At 73.8% G+C, this 17,753-nt stretch carries 14 protein-coding genes and 3 pseudogenes; 15 read left to right on the top strand and 2 right to left on the bottom strand.

Annotated features, from left to right (window positions below; all coding sequences use genetic code 11):
• Positions 1 to 259, top strand: a pseudogene (locus STRAU_RS14745) (carboxyl transferase domain-containing protein); the annotation flags it as partial.
• Between the two features lie 96 nt (positions 260 to 355).
• On the top strand, positions 356 to 1,894 hold the full coding sequence (locus STRAU_RS14740) for an ATP-dependent DNA ligase (protein ID WP_016641123.1): 1,539 nt from the start codon (positions 356 to 358) through the stop codon (positions 1,892 to 1,894).
• Between the two features lie 15 nt (positions 1,895 to 1,909).
• Here STRAU_RS14740 and STRAU_RS14735 read toward each other — a convergent pair whose 3' ends face one another.
• Complete coding sequence (locus STRAU_RS14735) at positions 1,910 to 2,347, bottom strand: DUF3592 domain-containing protein (RefSeq protein ID WP_016641122.1); 438 nt, start codon at positions 2,345 to 2,347, stop codon at positions 1,910 to 1,912.
• 307 nt (positions 2,348 to 2,654) lie between these two features.
• Between STRAU_RS14735 and STRAU_RS14730 the strand changes: the two genes are divergently transcribed.
• The 7 genes from STRAU_RS14730 to hemC all read left to right on the top strand — a co-directional run bounded on the left by STRAU_RS14730 (position 2,655) and on the right by hemC (position 9,950).
• A complete protein-coding gene (locus tag STRAU_RS14730) occupies positions 2,655 to 2,945 on the top strand; it encodes a hypothetical protein (protein ID WP_016641121.1) in 291 nt (96 codons plus the stop codon).
• Positions 2,946 to 3,290: 345 nt separating this feature from the next.
• Entirely contained in the window at positions 3,291 to 3,761 is a 471-nt protein-coding gene (locus STRAU_RS14725; RefSeq protein WP_037659468.1) for a cation:proton antiporter regulatory subunit, read from the top strand.
• Positions 3,762 to 3,765: 4 nt separating this feature from the next.
• Entirely contained in the window at positions 3,766 to 5,019 is a 1,254-nt protein-coding gene (locus STRAU_RS14720; RefSeq protein ID WP_016641119.1) for a cation:proton antiporter, read from the top strand.
• A gap of 71 nt (positions 5,020 to 5,090) precedes the next feature.
• A complete protein-coding gene (locus STRAU_RS14715) occupies positions 5,091 to 5,567 on the top strand; it encodes a nuclear transport factor 2 family protein (RefSeq protein WP_016641118.1) in 477 nt (158 codons plus the stop codon).
• 131 nt (positions 5,568 to 5,698) lie between these two features.
• Positions 5,699 to 7,261: an MFS transporter gene (locus STRAU_RS14710; RefSeq protein ID WP_016641117.1), complete on the top strand. Its 1,563-nt coding sequence runs from the start codon at positions 5,699 to 5,701 to the stop codon at positions 7,259 to 7,261.
• A gap of 45 nt (positions 7,262 to 7,306) precedes the next feature.
• Entirely contained in the window at positions 7,307 to 8,866 is a 1,560-nt protein-coding gene (locus STRAU_RS14705; protein WP_016641116.1) for an MFS transporter, read from the top strand.
• A gap of 148 nt (positions 8,867 to 9,014) precedes the next feature.
• Entirely contained in the window at positions 9,015 to 9,950 is a 936-nt protein-coding gene (hemC, locus tag STRAU_RS14700) for a hydroxymethylbilane synthase (protein WP_037659477.1), read from the top strand.
• Positions 9,951 to 9,971: 21 nt separating this feature from the next.
• Here hemC and STRAU_RS14695 read toward each other — a convergent pair whose 3' ends face one another.
• Entirely contained in the window at positions 9,972 to 10,370 is a 399-nt protein-coding gene (locus STRAU_RS14695; protein WP_016641114.1) for a hypothetical protein, read from the bottom strand.
• 243 nt (positions 10,371 to 10,613) lie between these two features.
• Between STRAU_RS14695 and STRAU_RS14690 the strand changes: the two are divergent.
• The 6 genes and pseudogenes from STRAU_RS14690 to STRAU_RS14665 form a co-directional block, all read left to right on the top strand.
• A pseudogene (locus STRAU_RS14690) lies at positions 10,614 to 11,264 on the top strand (ATP-binding cassette domain-containing protein); the annotation flags it as partial.
• A 101-nt stretch (positions 11,265 to 11,365) separates the two neighbouring features.
• Positions 11,366 to 12,166 (top strand): ABC transporter permease, encoded by an 801-nt coding sequence (locus STRAU_RS14685; RefSeq protein WP_016641112.1) that lies wholly within the window; start codon positions 11,366 to 11,368, stop codon positions 12,164 to 12,166.
• A gap of 18 nt (positions 12,167 to 12,184) precedes the next feature.
• Positions 12,185 to 13,633 carry a sensor histidine kinase gene (locus STRAU_RS14680; RefSeq protein ID WP_016641111.1) on the top strand — a complete coding sequence of 483 codons (1,449 nt, stop codon included), beginning with the start codon at positions 12,185 to 12,187 and terminating at the stop codon, positions 13,631 to 13,633.
• 12 nt (positions 13,634 to 13,645) lie between these two features.
• Positions 13,646 to 14,290 (top strand): response regulator transcription factor, encoded by a 645-nt coding sequence (locus STRAU_RS14675; RefSeq protein ID WP_037659466.1) that lies wholly within the window; start codon positions 13,646 to 13,648, stop codon positions 14,288 to 14,290.
• Positions 14,291 to 14,525: 235 nt separating this feature from the next.
• Complete coding sequence (locus STRAU_RS14670) at positions 14,526 to 17,132, top strand: dynamin family protein (protein ID WP_016641109.1); 2,607 nt, start codon at positions 14,526 to 14,528, stop codon at positions 17,130 to 17,132.
• A gap of 52 nt (positions 17,133 to 17,184) precedes the next feature.
• Positions 17,185 to 17,753, top strand: a pseudogene (locus tag STRAU_RS14665) (hypothetical protein); the annotation flags it as partial.

Raw genomic sequence — 17,753 nt, 5'->3', positions numbered from 1 at the left:
CGCGGCCGTCGCCGCCGCACGCGTCCCCGTCACGTCGCTCGTCGTCGGCGAGGGCGGCTCGGGCGGCGCCCTCGCCCTAGCGGCCCCCGCCAACACCTGGGCCACGCCGGACAGTTACTTCTCGGTGATCGGCCCGGAGGCCGCCGCGGCCATCCTCAAACGCCCGCACGAGGACGTGCCGGACCTGGCCGGGCAGCTGCGTCTGCGGCCCCAGGATCTGGTGGAGCTCGGCGTCGTACGGGGTGTCGTACCGAAGTAGCGAGGGGCGGACACGCGCCCAGGGTCGTGCACCCCACGTCACACGCCCCGCGTCCCGCGCCGTGCGGAATCGGGTGCCGCGTTGCAGGATGGCCGCATGTTGTTTGTCCGGGTGGCGGAGGTGTCCAGCGGGGTGGCCGCGACGTCGGCGCGGTCGCGGAAGATCGAGCTGATGGCCGAGCTGTTCCGGGCGGCGGAGCCCGACGACGTGCCGCTCGTCATCCCCTACCTCGCCGGACGGCTGCCGCAGGGGCGGATCGGGGTGGGCTGGAACGCGCTCAAGGATCCGGCGGCCCCGGCGGCCGAGCCGACGCTGACGGTACGGGACGTGGACGCCGCGCTCACCGCGCTCGCCGGGGTGTCGGGCGCGGGCGCGCACGCCGAACGGAGGCGGCTCGCGCAGGAGTTGCTGGGGGCGGCCACACCGGACGAACAGCGGCTGCTGCTCGGCCTGTTGACCGGGGAGGTGCGGCAGGGCGCGCTGGACGCGGTGGCCGTGGAGGGTCTCGCCCGGGCGACGGAGACACCGTCCGAGCAGGTGCGGCGCGCGGTGATGCTGGCCGGGGCGCTCGCACCGGTGGCGCGGACCCTGCTCGCGCACGGGCCGGACGCCCTGGCGGAGTTCCGGCTGACCGTGGGCCGCCCGGTGCAGCCGATGCTGGCGCACAGCGCGCCGTCCGTGGGCGAGGGCATCGACAAACTGGGGCCGTGCGCGGTCGAGGAGAAGCTGGACGGCATCCGCGTGCAGGTGCACCGGGACGGCGGCGACGTACGCGTCTATACGCGCACGCTCGACGACATCACCGACCGGCTGCCCGAACCGGCGGCCGTGGCGGAGGAGTTGGCCGGTCAGCGGTTCATCCTCGACGGTGAGCTCATCGCGCTCGGCGGCGACGGGCGGCCGCGGTCCTTCCAGGACATCGCCGGCCGGGTCGGCTCGCGGCTCGACGTGGCCGCCGCCGCGGCCCAACTGCCCCTCTCCCCCGTCTTCTTCGACGCCCTGTCCGTCGACGGCGAAGACCTGCTCGACCTGCCCCTGCGGGAGCGGCACGCCCGGCTCGCGCGGCTCGTGCCGGAGCCGATGCGGGTGCGCCGCGCGGTCGTGGCCGATCCGGCCGACGACAAGGCGCGGCGGGCCGCCGAGGAATTCTTCGCCGCGACGCTGGAGCTCGGTCACGAAGGCGTCGTACTCAAGGGCCTTGAGGCCCCCTACAGCGCGGGCCGCCGGGGCGCGTCCTGGCTCAAGGTCAAGCCCGTGCACACCCTGGACCTCGTGGTCCTTGCGGCGGAGTGGGGGCACGGCAGGCGCACCGGGAAGCTGTCCAACCTGCATCTGGGGGCCCGGCGCGACGACGGGACGTACGCCATGCTCGGCAAGACCTTCAAGGGCATGACCGACGCGATGCTGGCCTGGCAGACCGAGCGGCTGCGGGAACTCGCCGTCGACGACGACGGGTTCGTGGTGCGGGTCCGCCCCGAGCTGGTCGTGGAGATCGCCTACGACGGGCTGCAGCGCTCCACGCGCTATCCGGCGGGGGTGACGCTGCGGTTCGCGCGGGTGGTGCGGTACCGCGAGGACAAGACGGTGGCGGAGGCGGACACGGTGGATACGGTCCTCGCACGGTACGAATCGTAGGTTCCGGTTCGGCTGTCAGCGGCTCCTGGGCCGCCGCGCCGCCATGACCACGACCACCAGGCCCGCGCCCATCACACCGAAGCCCAGGACCGACAGCGGGTTCCAGTCGGGCTGCACGGCGTGCAGCTGTGCCGTGCTGAGCACGTCGTCGGGGTCCTCCGAGTCGTAGATCACCTCGATGGGGCGCCCTTCGACTGCCCGGGGCAGCTTCGGGGTGGTCGGCAGCTCGGCCGTGACGGGCGCCCGGCCCGTCGGCCGGTAGCGCACGGTGATGCCGCTGGTGCGGCCCCGGCCGTCGGTGGTCACCTCGACCGCCTCGCCCTCGACGGTCACCCCCTGTTGGTACAGCCTGGTCACCCGCGAGTGCCCGCTGTACCCGAACAGCGTGACGACGATCGAGCCGACGACGATGAGCAGCGCCGCGAGCCAGCCCAGCTTGAGGCCCCGGCTCACCCTGGGCCTCCGGGCCGCGTGGTCGTGTTGGTCATGCCGTCAGCGTGACCGGCCGCCGTGTCGGTGGCGTGACGTCCTTGTCCGGGAAACGCCACAGCCAGTGAGGGGCCACTAGCGGCTGTCCGATGGGGCAGGGGAGCGCCGGGGCGTGCGCGCGGGGCCCTACGGGTGACCGGCCGTCACTTCCCCCGCGCGGAAGCGGTTACGCGTTGCGGCAGCGCGCGTCGCGAGTGTCCGACCGAGGACGCTCCGACGGTACGGCCGTCGCATTCCCGCGGGCGCGCGCCACACGAAAGGGATTCCGAACGTGAAGATCGCCAAGGCCGCTGCCGGTGTCGCAGGTGTCGCGATGGCCCTGGGGGCCGCCTCTCCCGCTGTCGCCGCCCCCGAGCCGCACGGCACGGACAAGCAGCTCCTCTCCGACAGGCTCAGCACGAAGGCACTCAAGAACCCGATCGAGGACTTCGGCATCGCCGCGACCGTCCGCCCCCTGGGGAAGACCGTCGACCGGCTTGAGGCCGACCGGCTCACCACGACCTTCGTCACCGGCGCGGCGGCCACGCTCAGCAAGATCTCCGACGTCGCGGGCCTCCACTGAGCCGTGCTTCTCAGGCCGCGCCTCAGCCCGGCCGCGCCTCTGGTGCCGTGCCACAACTGAACAGCCGAGGAAATCACCCGCCCGCTGTCCCTGGTCATCACGCCAGGACAGCGGGCGGACCGTTCGACAGCCACACGGCGGCCGGCCAAGGTGCAAGGCGGATTCGAACGCGGAAAGAGTTGGCGGAGGGCACGCCGTGTCGGACAGCCGAACCGCCCGACGTGAGTACCTGACCCGAGCGCTGCCCCGAGTCTTCCTTCAAGGATCAGTAAATTTTAAGCGGATAGGGTGGCATATGCACGTAGTCACCAACAGCACCAGGGGAGAGCTGTGTCCGCTGCACGAATGAGCCGAACGCCGCTGCCAGGCATCGGTATGCGCTACGACCTCACCACGCGGGAGCAGCAACGCCTGTCCGTCGTGGCGCACCGGGACGGCGGCCGCACGCTCAGCGCGTACCGCTCCGACGACCCGGACGCCTGCGCGCTCTCCCTGCGGCTGACCTCCGGCGAGGCGGCCGCCCTGGTGGACGCGCTGCTGCCGACGCACCAGAGCCCCAACCTGCTGCACACCACCGACCTCGGGCTCGTCGCCGAGCGGATCGAGATCGCGGCGACCTCGCACTGGAACGGGCGCGTGCTCGGCGAGACGCACCTGCGCACCGAGACCGGCGCGTCCGTGGTGGCGGTGCTGCGGCGGGCCGAGGCGATCCCCTCGCCCACGCCGGACTTCCGGCTCGCCGGCGGGGACACCCTGATCGTGATCGGTACCCGCGAAGGCGTCGAGAGCGCCGCGGCGATACTCGGCCGGGAGTGATCGCGTGCACTCTGCCGTCCTGCTCATAGAGTTCGGCGCGATCATTCTCGCGCTCGGCCTGCTCGGCCGGTTCGCCGGCCGCTTCCAGTTCTCGCCGATTCCGCTGTATCTGCTGGCCGGGCTCGCGTTCGGCACGGGCGGGCTGCTGCCGCTCGGGACCAGCGAGGAGTTCGTCGCCATCGGCGCCGAGATCGGCGTCATCCTGCTGCTGTTGATGCTCGGCCTCGAGTACACGGCCAGCGATCTCGTCAGCAATCTCAAGACCCAGTACCCCGCCGGGCTCGTGGACTGCGCGCTCAACGCCCTGCCGGGCGCCGCGGCCGCGCTCCTGATGGGGTGGGGTCCGGTGGCCGCCGTCGTGCTCGCCGGCGTCACCTGGATCTCCTCCTCGGGCGTCATCGCCAAGGTCCTCGGCGACCTGGGACGGCTCGGCAACCGCGAGACGCCGGTCATCCTGAGCATCCTCGTCCTCGAAGACCTGGCCATGGCCGTCTATCTGCCCATCATCACCGCGCTGCTCGCGGGCGTCGGCTGGGCCGCCGGCAGTCTCACGCTCGCGATCGCGCTGGGCGCGGCGGGGGCGGTGCTGTTCGTCGCGGTGCGCTACGGGCGGCTGATCTCGCGGTTCGTGTCGAGCGACGATCCGGAGAAGCTGCTGCTCGTCGTGCTCGGGCTCACCATCCTGGTCGCGGGCATCGCGCAGCAGCTGCAAGTGTCCGCGGCGGTGGGGGCGTTCCTCGTCGGCATCGCGCTGTCCGGGGAGGCCGCCGAGGGGGCGCACAGTCTCCTCGCGCCCCTGCGGGACCTGTTCGCCGCGGTGTTCTTCGTCTTCTTCGGCCTGCACACCGATCCGGCGAGCATTCCCCCGGTCCTGCTGCCCGCGCTCGCGCTCGCCGTGGTCACCGCGTGCACGAAGGTCGCCACCGGGTACTGGGCGGCGCGGCGGGCGGGGATCTCCGTCAAGGGCCGCTGGCGGGCGGGCGGTGCGCTGGTGGCGCGCGGCGAGTTCTCCATCGTGATCGCGGGCCTCGCGGTCTCGGCGGGCATCGAGCCGTCCCTGGGCCCGCTGGCCACGGCGTACGTCCTGATCCTGGTCGTGACCGGGCCGCTCACCGCCCGCTATGCGGAGCCGGTCGCGGCGCTGGTCGGACGGGTGTCCCGGCGCCGGGATGCGGGGAAGCCCGAGGTCCAGCCTCTCCCGCCCTCGCTTACCTCCGAGGTAATCGACGCCGACGCCGTCTCGCCGCGAGAGTCTTGATCATTCGCACCGCGGCACCACTCCGCACCACGCGGCACCCCGACAGGCGCCGCACCAGGGAGGAAACCCTCATGCCCGAGGCCACGCAGGGCGTCCAAGACGCCCAGGTCACCCAGAACACCCGGTCGGCCACGACCCGCGCCGTCGTCATGGAACTGCTCGGCCGCATCGGCGAGGGCGACACCGCCCGTATCGCCGCGCTGTACGCCGAGCACGTCGACTGGAAGCTGAACTGGCCGGAGGCCGAGCACGGGCGGGCCGCGACACCCTGGATCCGGCACCGCACACGCGGCGACGAGGCCGTCGAGCACTACGGCGGGATCGCCGCACACCACGTGCCGGAGGCGGCGGACACGCAGGTCGAGCGGATCCTGGTGGACGGCGAGCACGCGGTCGTCATGGGCGAGATCCGGCAGACCGCCCAGCCCACCGGACGGGCCTACCGGGCGCGCTTCGCCCTGCACCTGACCGTCGAGGACGGCCTGGTCACCCGGCATCACGTGTACGAGGACTCGCTCGCCGTCGCGCAGGCTTTCGACGGCGCCTGATCCCGCGCCCGATCCCGCGCCCGATCCCGGGCGTGATCCCGGGCGTGATCCGCCCAGGTCGCGAGGGCTGAGCGGGGCGCTTAGCGTGTGACAGGGGTTGCCTGTCGAGGCGGGGGGTCTGGAGGTCATCCATGGACCGCTCGCCCGGCCCCGACTCCGAGGGCGTACCGGAGGGCATACCGCAGCCGCTGTCCCAGCCGGCCCCGTCCGCCGACGCCCCTCCCCCGCCACCCGCCGCCCCTCACACCGGCGGCAAGCACGAGCACCGCTGGCTGATCCTCGCGGTCATCGCCACCGCCCAGCTCATGGTGGTCCTGGACGCGACGATCGTGAACATCGCGCTGCCGTCCGCGCAGGACGACCTGGGGTTCACCGACGGCAACCGGCAGTGGGTCGTCACCGCGTACGCGCTCGCCTTCGGCAGCCTGCTGCTGCTCGGCGGGCGCATCGCGGACCTGGTGGGCCGCAAGGCGGTCTTCCTGGCGGGGCTCGCCGGATTCGCGGTGGCCTCCGCGCTCGGCGGCGCCGCGACCAGCTTCGGGATGCTGGTGTTCGCCCGCGCGCTGCAGGGCGTGTTCGGCGCGCTCCTCGCGCCCGCCGCGCTGTCCCTGCTCAGCACCACGTTCACGGACGCCCGCGAGCGCGCGAAGGCGTTCGGCATCTACGGCGCCGTGGCGGGCTCGGGCGCCGCGGTCGGGCTGCTCCTCGGCGGCGTACTGACGGAGTATCTGGACTGGCGCTGGTGTCTGTACGTGAACCTCGCGTTCGCCGCGGCCGCGATGATCGGCGGCTGGCGGCTGCTGCACCCGGGAGCGCCGGACGACCGGCCCAGACTCGACGTGCCGGGCACCTTGCTGGTGTCGGCCGGCCTGTTCTGCATCGTCTACGGCTTCTCCAACGCGGAGACCCATGCCTGGGGCGACCCGTTGACGTGGGGTTTCCTCGTCGTCGGCGCCGTTCTCGTGACCGCCTTCGCCTGGTGGCAGACGCGGGCCGCGCATCCGCTGCTTCCGCTGCGGGTGGTGCTCGACCGGGACCGGGGCGCGTCGTTCCTGGCGATGTTCATCTCCGGCGCCGGCATGTTCGGCGTGTTCCTGTTCCTGACGTACTACATGCAGCAGATCCTCGGCTACACGCCCGTCAAGACGGGTCTCGCGTTCATCCCGATGGTCGCGGTGATGGTCGTGGTGTCCGTGCTGACCACCAACGTCCTCGTGCCGCGGTTCGGCGCGAAGCCGATCGTGCCGCTCGGCATGGGGCTCTCGGCGGCCGGAATGGTGTGGCTGACGACGCTCGACACCACCAGCGGTTACGCCCTGCATGTGCTGCCGCCGCTGCTCGTCTTCGGGCTCGGGCTCGGCCTCGTCTTCGCTCCGGCGATGAGCATGGCCACCGCGGGCGTCGCCGCGCACGACTCGGGCGTGGCCTCCGCGATGGTCAACACCAGCCAGCAGGTGGGCGGTTCGATCGGTACGGCCCTGCTGAACACCCTCGCCACGAGCGCCGCCACCAACTACCTGGTCGGCAAGCGCCCGACGCCCGAGGCCCAGGCACAGGCGCAGGTGCAGAGCTACGAGACGGCGTACTGGTGGTCGGCTCTCTTCTTCGCCATCGGGTGCGCCGTTACTGTCGTGCTGTACCGCAGGGGTCGGCCCGCCAACAGTCATCTGGGCGGCGGCGCGGCCCACATGTAGGCCGGTCCTTCGCGCGAGCGCTGCGGCCAGGAGGGCGGTGGACCTGTGACGACGTCCCCCGGCGACGTGAAGGAAGCGGGCGGCGGCGACGGCGGTGTGGCCCTGGCCTCGGCGCGCGGCCGCTGGGTGCTGACCAGCGCGGTCCTCGCCTCCGGCATGGCCATGCTCGACGGCACCGTCGTGAACGTCGCCCTGCCCACCCTCGGCCGCGACCTGGACGCGTCGATCTCCGCCCTGCAGTGGGTGATCAACGCCTACATGCTCACGCTGTCCGCGCTGCTGCTGCTCGGCGGGGCGCTCGGCGACCGCATCGGGCGGCGGCGCACGCTGGTCATCGGCGTGGTGTGGTTCGCGCTGGCCTCCGCGCTGTGCGGTCTTGCGCAGGACGCGGGCACGCTGATCGCGGCGCGGGCGCTGCAGGGCGTGGGCGGCGCGCTGCTCACGCCGGGCTCGCTGGCGCTGGTGCGCTCCTCGTTCCGGCCCCGGGACCAGGCCAAGGCGGTGGGCGCGTGGTCGGGGCTCGGCGGGGTCGCGGGGGCGGTCGGTCCTTTCCTCGGCGGCTGGCTGATCGACGGGCCCGGCTGGCGGTGGATCTTCCTCATCAATGTGCCGCTGGCCGCGCTTGTGCTGTTCGCGGTGCGGCACGTGCCGGAGAGCCGGGGCGAGAGCGTCGCGGGGCAGCGCTTCGACGTGCCGGGCGCGGTGCTCGCCGCGCTGTTCCTCGCGGGGGTGAGCTTCGCGCTGATCGGCGCGTCCGGCGACTCCTCGTTCGTGGCGGGGCTGCTGCCCGGTCTCGCGGGGCTCGCCGCGGGCGCGGTGTTCCTGCTCGTCGAGCACCGCCGTCGGCACCCGATGCTGCCCCTCGAACTGTTCCGCTCCGGCCTGTTCTCGGCGGCGAACGTCATGACGCTGTGCCTGTACGCGGCCATCGGCGGCATCCTGTTCATGCTGCCCGTGCAGTTGCAGACGACGCTGGGCTACGACGCGCTGCAGGCCGGCACGGCGACGCTGCCGATCACCGTCCTGATGCTGCTGCTCTCGGCGCCCGCGGGCGATCTGGCCCGCAGGATCGGCCCGCGCCTGCCGCTGTGCGCGGGCCCGCTCGTCGCCGCCGCGGGCGTGCTGCTGATGCTGCGGATCGGCCCCGGTGCCTCGTACGCCGCGGACGTGCTGCCCGCCGTCGTCGTCCTGGGCCTCGGCATGAGCGTGTTCGTGGCGCCGCTCACGGCGACCGTGCTCGCGTCGGTGGACGCGGGCCGCGCCGGCCTCGCCAGCGGCGTCAACAACACGGCGGCACGCATCGCCCAACTCCTGGTCGTCGCCGCACTTCCGCTCGCGGTCGGCTTGACGGGCACCGCGTACACGGATCCGGACGCGCTCGACTCGGCCTTCGGCAAGGCGGCCTGGGGCTGCGCGGGCCTGTTCGTCCTGGCGGGCATCGCGGCCTTCGCGTTCATCCGGCCGCGGCCCGCGGAATGGCACGGCGAGGAGGGCAACACCCCGCACTGCACGGCGAACATGGCGGTGACATCGCCGCCGCTGGAGCCGGGTGCGTGCGGCCGGGCCGAGGCGGCGCGGGCCCGGCGCGGACGGCGCGCGGGCTGATCCGGCGGGGGCGCGGACGCCGCCGGGGCGAAGACGCGCACGGATTGTCCCAGGCCCCCGTCGCCCCCATCAACCGCTGTGCGGGCTGACCCAGTTGGCGCAGTCTCCGATGCGGGTGGCACCACGCCGAGGGCCTATCGTGTACGCCATGTCCGCTCCCGAGCTGATCCGCATCGTCTCCCGCTCATCGCCCATGGCCCTCGCCCAGGTGGAGCGCGTACGCACCGAACTCGCCGCCCTGCACCCCGGGATCCGCACCGAGGTCCTGCCCGTCACCACCTCCGGCGACCGCTGGATGGGCGACCTGGCCAAGCTCGGCGGGAAGGGCGCGTTCACCAAGGAGGTCGACGCGGCGCTGCTCGCCGGGGAGGCGGACCTCGCGGTGCACTGCGTCAAGGACGTGCCGGCGGACCGGCCGCTGCCCGCGGGCACCACGTTCGCGGCCTTCCTGAAGCGCGACGACATCCGTGACGCGCTCCTCCACCCCGCGGGCCTCACCCTCGACGAGCTGCCCGCCGGTACCCGCATCGGCACGTCGTCGGTGCGCCGCATCGCGCAGCTCGCCGCGTCCCACCCGCACCTGGACTGCGTACCGATGCGCGGCAACGCGGGCCGTCGGCTCGCGAAGCTGGCCGGGGGCGAAGCGGACGCGCTGCTGCTCGCCGTGTCCGGCCTGGAGCGGATCGGTGCGACCGAGCACATCTCCGAGGTGCTGTCCGTCGAGACGATGTGCCCGCCGATCGGCGCCGGAGTCCTCGCGCTGCAGTGCCGCGAGGACGACGTCACGACCATCGACGCGGTGAGCGGCCTCGGCGACCGCGACGCCTGGCGGGAGGCCACCGCCGAGCGGATGTTCCTGCACGTGCTCCAGGGGCACTGCAATTCGCCGATCGCGGGCTATGCCCGCAGCGAGCCCAGCGGCGATCTGTCGCTGCGCGCCCGGGTGTTCACGCCCGACGGCAAGACGGTCCTCAACGCCCACGAGTGGGCCGGGCCCCTCGACCCGGCGACGCTCGGCACGTCCGTGGCGGTCACGCTGCTGCGGCAGGGCGCGCGGGAACTGATCGACTCGATCGCGCACTGAGGTCGGGGCATCCCCCCGGTCTCAGCGGATCGGCCGGAACGAGTAGTAGTGGTGGGACGGGTCGTTCCAGGAGAAGCCCGGGTCCACCAGGGCGGTCGCGCCGCCGGAGCAGTTGCTGGTGGGCCACAGATGGACCCGCCGGTTGGTCTTGTTGGTGCCCCTGACCGCCCCGGCCGAGCTGGTGTTGTAGCAGCGGCCGACCTCCGGGTCGAACTCGATGGTGCGTAGCCCGTCGCCGTCGTAGTACTCGAAATAGCAGGACCCACCGCCGGGCTGCGGGCAGGCCGGTTCCATGATTCCGGGCCCCGCCGGGGCCCGCGCGCTCGAAAGCGCGCCGCCGCCCGTCTGGGCCAGGCCGGTCAGGCCGACGGCCAGCGCGCAGGTAAGGGCGATGCGCAGGGCGTTCCGTCCGTACGACATGGGGTCTTCTCCTCGGTTCCTCGGTCTCGGTGCAGGTGTCTCCGGATCGTCGCGCCTGCGCCCCGCGCGGCGGCATCACCCACACGGGCGGGAGCGGAGCGCAAGGGGCTCGTTGGCCGGGGCGTGGGGGAAAACCCCCAGGTCAGTCGGAGGAAATCAGCGTTCCGGCGGGTGCGGTGCCGGACCTAGCGTGAGGTGTGTTGATCACGCCGGGTTCGCGCCGGGCTTGTAGCGGGAGTTGTCATGATCGAGGTCCAAGGGCTGACCAAGCGGTACGGGCCCACCACCGCCGTCGAGGCGCTGAGTTTCGAGGTACGGCCCGGGGCCGTGACGGGCTTTCTCGGCCCGAACGGCTCGGGCAAGTCGACCACCATGCGCATGATCATGGGCCTCGACCGGCCCGACGCCGGGCAGGCGCTGATCTCGGGGCGGCCGTACGGCGAACTGCGCTGGCCGCTGCGTGAGGTGGGGGCGCTGTTGGAGGCGCGGGCGTTCCATCCGGGGCGCAGCGCGCGGGCGCATCTGTCCGCCCTCGCCGCCGGGGGCGGCATCCGGTCGGCGCGGGTGGACGAGGTGCTCGCCGCCGTCGGCCTGAGCGATGTCGCCGGGCGGCGCGCCGGAACGTACTCGCTCGGCATGGCCCAGCGGCTCGGGATCGCGGCCGCGCTGCTCGGCGACCCCGGGGTGCTGCTGTTCGACGAGCCGGTGAACGGGCTCGACCCGGAGGGCGTGCGCTGGATCCGGGAGCTCATGAAGTCGCTGGCCGCGGAGGGCCGCACGGTGCTCCTGTCCAGCCACCTCATCGGCGAAATGGCCCTCACCGCCGACCACTTGGTGGTCATCGGGCAGGGACGCCTCCTCGCCGACACGTCCGTGCGCGAACTCACCGCGCGGGGGCGTTCGCTGGAGGAGGCGTTCTTCGCCCTGACCGGGGCGAGCACCGCCTACCGGGGCGCCGGGTCCGGCGTCGACGCCGCGCCGGAGAGGAACGACCGATGACCGCCCCGACCGTCCCGCACGCGCCGGCGCCCGCCGGGCGCCACCGCTTCGCGCACGCCGCCCGGATGGAGTGGATCAAGCTGCGCAGTCTGCGCTCCACGCTGTGGGCGCTGCTGCTCACCGTCGCGGGCATGATCGCCATCGGTGTCGTCACGATGGCCAACACCAAGGTCCCCTCGGCCGCCAAGGCCGCCGAGTTCGACCCGACGAACAACGTCCTCGCCGGTGTCGCGCTGGGTCAGCTCGTCGTCGGCGTGCTCGGCGTCCTGGTCGTCACCGGCGAGTACTCCTCCGGCTCCATCCGCTCCACGCTCGCCGCGATCCCCGACCGGCGCACCCTGCTCATGGCGAAGGCCGCCGTGTACGGCGCGCTCACCCTGCTCGTGGGCGAGGCGGTCGCCCTCGTGACGTTCTTCGCGGGCCGCGCGGCGCTGGCCGACGGCGTGCCGCGCCCCGGCATCGGCGACCCGGGCGTGCTGCGGGCCGTGCTCCTGTCCGGCGCCTATCTGGGCCTCATCGGTCTCCTGGGCATCGGGATCGGCGCCCTCACCCGGCACACCGCGAGCGCCATCGCCGCGCTCGTCGGCGTCACCTTCGTGCTGCCCGCCGTCATCGGCGGCATCTCGGGGACGACCGTCGCGAAGTTCTTCCCGACGATGATCGCCGGCAACTCCCTGGCCGTCGCCAAGCCCGTCTCCGACATGCTCTCGCCCTGGACCGGCCTCGCCGTGCTGTGCCTGTACGTCGCCGTGGTACTCGGCGCCGGCGCGCGGCTGCTGGCCCGCCGCGACGCCTGACAGGACACACTGATCACCATGCACGACAGCTCATCGGCCGCCTCGCTCCAGGAACCCGGCACGGCCCGGGCCCGCGTGACGGCACTTCTGCGCACCCCGCTCACCCGCCGCGCCTGGGCCGAGGCGGCGTACTGCCTCATCGCGCTCCCGCTCGGCCTGGCGGGCGGCGTCCTGCTGGCCGTCCTGCTCGCGCTGGGCGCGGGCCTGACGGTCTCGCTGGTGGGCGCGGTGGTCGGCGTGCTCGTCCTGGTGGGGTGCGTGCGCCTTGCGCGGGGGCTCGGCGCGCTGCACCGCGGGCTCGCGGCGGGGCTGCTCGGTGAGCGGGTGCCGGGGCCGGTGCCGCCCCGGCCGGGCTCCGGGGTGTTCGGCCGGCTCGACGCGCGGCTGCGGGACGGGGCCGGGTGGCGGGCGACGGCGTACGTCCTGGTGAAGCTGCCCGTGAGCGCCCTGGGCATGTACGCGGTGCTGTGGTGGCTCACCGGGCTCATCAACCTCACGGCGCCGCTGCGGTGGGGCGTCTTCGGGCAGGACGCCGGGTCCGGCGACGTGGGCGGCATGCCCGTCCTGACGCCGATCCCGGTCGGCAGCCTCGAAGTGCGCACGTTCGCCGGTACGTTCGCGGCGCTCGCCCTCGGCCTCGCGCTGCTGCTGCTCGCGCCGTGGGCGACGCGGCTGGTCGTGGAGGCCGACCGGCGGCTGCTGCGGGCCCTCCTCGGCCCTGGCCAACTCGCGGACCGCGTACGGGACTTGGAGGAGACGCGGGCGCTCGCCGTCGACGACTCGGTGGCGCTGCTGCGCCGGGTCGAGCGGGATCTGCACGACGGCGCGCAGGTGCGTCTGGTGGCGGTGGCGATGAGCCTGGACATGATCAAGGAGCGGCTCGGCGAGCCGGACGACGGGAGTCGCGGCGACGGCCGGAGCCCCGCGAGTGCGGGCGGGGAGCCCGGCCCGGAGGGCGCCGGTGCCACGACTCCGGCCCTCGACCTCGCCCGCGTACGCCAGCTCGTCGACGTGGCGCACCACAACGCCACCGAGGCCCTCACCGAGCTGCGGGACCTGGCGCGCGGCATCCACCCGCCGGTCCTCGACGACGGGCTGCCCGACGCCCTCGCCACGCTCGCGGCACGCAGCACCCTGCCCGTCGAGCTGGCCACGGACATGCCGCGCCGCCCGACACCCGCCATCGAGACCATCGCGTACTTCTGCGCGGCCGAACTGCTCACCAACGTCATCAAGCACAGCGGCGCCGGGCAGGCGACGATCAGCGTGGCCGAGGAGACCGAGGGCGGCGTCGGGGTGCTGCGGCTGCGCGTCACCGACGACGGGCGCGGCGGCGCCACGGTGGGCGCGGGCAGCGGCCTGACCGGGCTGACGCAGCGGGTGCGCACGGTCGACGGCCGGCTGCGGGTGCACAGCCCCGAGGGCGGCCCGACGGCGGTCACCGTCGAGCTGCCGCTGCACGCGTGAGAATATGCCGCCATGCGCGTAGTGATCGCTGAGGATGCCGCCGTCCTGCGGGAATTGCTGGCCCAGATGCTGGTGGAGCGGGGCCATGAGGTGTGCGCGACCGTCGGCGACGCGGACGCGCTGCGCGCCGCCGTCGCCGAGCACCGCCCGGACGTCACGGTCGTCGACATCCGCATGCCCCCGTCGCACACCGACGAGGGCCTGCGCGCCGCCATCGAGATCCGCCGCGACCACCCGGGGACGGGCGTGCTCCTGTTCTCCCAGTACGTCGAGACGAAGTACGCGACGCGGCTGCTCGCGGACGGCTCGGCGGGCGTCGGCTATCTGCTCAAGGACCGGGTCGCCAACATCGCGGAGTTCACCGACGCGCTGGCCCGCGTCGCCGGTGGCGGCACCGCGCTCGACCCGGAGGTCGTCACCCAGCTCGCGGGCGCGAGTCGGCGCGCGGCCGAGCTCACGCCGCTCACCCCGCGCGAGCGGCAGGTCCTCTCCCTGATGGCGGAGGGCCGCTCGAACGCCGCGATCGCGCAGACCCTCGTGGTCTCCGCGGGCACGGTCGAGAAGCATGTGGCCGCCGTCTTCGACAAGCTGGGGCTGCCCGCGTCGCACGACGCCAACCGGCGGGTGCTCGCGGTGCTGCGCTATCTGCGCAGCTGACGCCCCCCGCCCCGCGTCGGCTCCCGGCACGGTGCGCCGTGACCATGGGCCGCGAGTGCCACCGGGCCTGTCCGTTGAGTGCGACTCCGAGCGAATTCGGCGAACTTGCCACGGACTGTTGCCCGCCATGGGTGTTTCGCGGGACATTGCGTAGAGCGCCGACTGCGTGGGTTTGTCGCGGTTCCGGGGGTCCTGCGGCCGCGTGCCGTGCGGCGCAGGGGGGAGGCCCGCCGTCATGGGCTCCAGCACGGACCATTACGCCCAGTGGGCGGTCGGCATGCTCGAGGCACTGGAGCGGGCACCGTCGCAGCCCACCGAGGACGGTGACCTCACCGCCCGGCGCGAGGAGTTCAGGGCGGCGGTGGCGCAGCTCCTCGGCGAGGCGCGCGACCCGCTCACGATCGGCGTGGTCGGCGAGTTCAGCTCCGGCAAGTCCCTCCTCATCGAGTCGCTGCTCGGCATGCCGGGGCTCCTTTCGGTGAGCCATGTGCCGACCACCGGGAACGTGACGGCCATCCGCGTCGACCAGTCCCGCGACGGTGAGCCCGCGCCGTCCCTGCGGGAGCGCGGGGTCGTCTACTGCACGGCCGGGGAGACGGCCGAGCTCATGACGCATCTGCACGGCAGGATGGGCAGGCTGGCCGCCCTCGAAGGGCTGGCGGAGCGGGACATCGACGCGCTGCGGTCGGCGCGGCCGGGGCCGGAGGGGTGGCGGCCGCTGGTCGACTGGTGCCGTCGTCAGGGAAGTTCGGCGCAGGGCTCCAAACTGACCGCGGTGGCGGCGGAGGTCCTCCTCGTGGCCGGGGCGCACGAGAAAGGGGCAGCGCTGCTCGGCAGGCGCTACGACCTGTCCGACGCCCAGGCGAAGCTGGCCATGTCGCTGCCCGACGTACCGCGGGAGACGGGCGGCGGCTGGGGCCGGCAGGGCACGGCGGACCTGGACGGCGGCAGCATTCCGGACGACGTGCTCGCCGTTTGCGTACCGCTGATCAGGAAGATCGAGCTGCGGGTGCGGGTGCCCCGGCACATCTGGGACCTCGCGGACGTGGGGGCGCTCACCCTGCTCGACTTCCCCGGTCTGAACAGCCCCAAGTCCAGTGAGCGCGACGCGTTCCTGAGCCGCCGCGAACTGCGCGACATCCACACGATCCTGGTCCTGATGAACGCCCAGCGCGGGCCGGTGGCCGGCGAGCAGTACTTCTTCGACATGCTGCGTGAACCGACGGCCGACGGCCGGGAGCGCAGGTCGGACGAGGAACTGCGGGAGAGCATCCTGGTCGCGGGCGGCCGCTTCGAGCAACTGCCGGTCGACGACCCCGCCGCGCTGCGCGCCGCCCTCCTGGACACGCCGGAGCGGCTGACCGAGCGGCGCCTGCTCGGACACCGGGACACCGCGGTCCTCGACCGGGTCGTCGAGGCCGCCCAGTCGCTGCTGCCCGCGGGCCAGCACAAGCAGCTCATGCTGGTGTCCCCCATGGTGGGCCTCGCCGCCCTGCGCACGGCGGGAGCGCTGGGGCGCGGCACGCCCGACGCGCCGTCACGGGCCCGGAAGCAGGGGGCCGACCAGACGGTGCCGCCCGGCATGTGGGCCCAGGTGGCCGACCGGCTCGAGGCGGACGCGCCGGGCAGCCCGCTGATCACCGCGTTGCGGGAGTTCGCGCGCGACGGCGGACTCGGGCTGCTGCGCCGTGAACTCACCGGCCACGCGCGGGCGCACGGCGGCACGCTGAAGGACAGCGCGGTGCGCCGCCGGGCCGGGGCCGTGGACCGGATGCGGCTCGCGCTGATCGCCGCGGAGCGCTCGGCGCACCCGGAGATCGAGTACCCGCCCGCGTACCAGGAGATCCAGCGGACGCTCCACGAGACCCGGCTGCTGCTCGCCGGCCTCAGGGAGGCGCTGGTCATGGGGCGGGGCGCGAACGGCGCGCGGGGCGACGAGCTGCGCCGGCACCTCGTCGACGAGGCCGCGGCGGCCGTCGCCGGGTGGCCGCAGTGGAAGGAGCTGTTCGCCGCGGTCGACCGGGACCGGCATCTGGTCGTGGCGCCGACGGCCACCGAGGACGACGCGAACTTCGACGCGCAGATGCAGGAGGAGCTGGCGCAGCTCGGACTGTTCGCGGAGGAGTCCGCCGCGCCCGAAGGGAACCCGCGGCAGGCCATTCCGGGTGGACCCGGGGAGCTGCTCGCGTCGTTCCGCGCCGCGCACGAGACGCTGCTCGCCCTCGTCCACGACCGGATACGCGCCACGTACGAGGACCGGCTCGACCAGCACGCGGGCGCGCTCGACGACCTGCGCGAACGCTGGATCGGCATCGCCACCGAGGAGCAGCGCCGGGGCTCGCTGTCCCGGGCCCGCGTGGAACGGCTCGGCGCCCTGATCACGGCCACCAACGCGGAGCGGTACCGCGGCGAGCTGCGGCAGACGGCCGTGCCGGAGCAGGACGGCGCCGCCGTCGTGGCCGGGTTCCCGCTACGGCTCGACCGGCTCTTCCCCTGGCATCCGGAGCAGCCCGCGGACCGTGACCCACTCGAACGGCACGTCGCCCATGTCGTCCGCATGCGGCGGGAGTTGGTCGCCGCGCTCGTCGACCTCGTCCACGGACGGCTCGCCGCGCACCAGATCCAGTTCGCCCAGCAGGCGGGCCGCGCCCTGGCGGTGGGCGAGCGGTATGTGAACGCGACCGACACGCCCGAGCTGCTGCTGTCCGGCATGCGGGGCGAGGGGGCGGCCCCCGGCGGACGGCCGCTCGACCTGGCCGCCCGGCTCGAAGCGACGCCCGCGCCCAAACCGCCGCCCCCGCGCCGCCCCGACCACGCGCCTTCACGACCGGGCACGCGGTGACCCGCGCCGCCGCCGACCGGCACCGCCCCACGGATTCACCTACGGAGACACCATGGGACTGATCGCCCGCTTCTCGTCCTCGGGGCCGTCCTGTGTGGCCGACGCCCAAGGAGAGGGATTCACCCTCCTCGGCCCGCTGTCCGCACTGCTGCCGCCCGACCTGGAGCTCTGGCCGGCCCCCGGTGCGGGCACCCTCGTGAGCAGGGTCGAGGTGCTCGGGGCCCCCGGCCTGAGCGACGAGGACCGCGACGCCCTGCACGGTGTGTGGCGTGCCGTCGAGGGGCAGGTCGTGACCGCGCCGCTGACCGTCTCCGGCCGCGCACCCGTGGCCCTGTCCCCGGCCACGGGCCAGGCCGGCATCCCTGTCGTCGTGCGCCTCACGCACCACGAGATGGACCCGGTCACCGGACGCCCCGTGGAGACCACCCACACCACCACGGACGTCGCCACCACACTCCGCCTCGACATGGCCCGGCAGCCCGTCCCGGCTCCCCCGGCAACGCCCCCGGTGGCGGCACGCGCCGACACACCCCGGCCGGCCGAGGACCCGCGGCCGTCGGCGGACGCGGGATCCGGCGCCTGGTACGACCCCGCCCAGTGGCAGGAGCCGCTGCCCCGGCC

The organism is Streptomyces aurantiacus JA 4570, assembly GCF_000414115.1.
GTDB classification, from domain to species: Bacteria; Actinomycetota; Actinomycetes; order Streptomycetales; family Streptomycetaceae; genus Streptomyces; species Streptomyces aurantiacus_A.
Note: the sequence above shows the minus strand (reverse complement) of the source record. Positions and strands in the feature narration are given on the sequence as shown.

Excerpts from the sequence above, each read along its gene's own strand:
- STRAU_RS14740 (WP_016641123.1), top strand. The coding sequence starts at position 356 with ATGTTGTTTGTCCGGGTGGCGGAGGTGTCCAGCGGGGTGGCCGCGACG.
- STRAU_RS14725 (WP_037659468.1), top strand. The coding sequence starts at position 3,291 with ATGAGCCGAACGCCGCTGCCAGGCATCGGTATGCGCTACGACCTCACC.
- STRAU_RS14715 (WP_016641118.1), top strand. The coding sequence starts at position 5,091 with ATGCCCGAGGCCACGCAGGGCGTCCAAGACGCCCAGGTCACCCAGAAC.
- STRAU_RS14710 (WP_016641117.1), top strand. The coding sequence starts at position 5,699 with ATGGACCGCTCGCCCGGCCCCGACTCCGAGGGCGTACCGGAGGGCATA.
- hemC (WP_037659477.1), top strand. The coding sequence starts at position 9,015 with ATGTCCGCTCCCGAGCTGATCCGCATCGTCTCCCGCTCATCGCCCATG.
- STRAU_RS14695 (WP_016641114.1), bottom strand. The coding sequence starts at position 10,370 with ATGTCGTACGGACGGAACGCCCTGCGCATCGCCCTTACCTGCGCGCTG.
- STRAU_RS14685 (WP_016641112.1), top strand. The coding sequence starts at position 11,366 with ATGACCGCCCCGACCGTCCCGCACGCGCCGGCGCCCGCCGGGCGCCAC.
- STRAU_RS14680 (WP_016641111.1), top strand. The coding sequence starts at position 12,185 with ATGCACGACAGCTCATCGGCCGCCTCGCTCCAGGAACCCGGCACGGCC.
- STRAU_RS14675 (WP_037659466.1), top strand. The coding sequence starts at position 13,646 with ATGCGCGTAGTGATCGCTGAGGATGCCGCCGTCCTGCGGGAATTGCTG.
- STRAU_RS14670 (WP_016641109.1), top strand. The coding sequence starts at position 14,526 with ATGGGCTCCAGCACGGACCATTACGCCCAGTGGGCGGTCGGCATGCTC.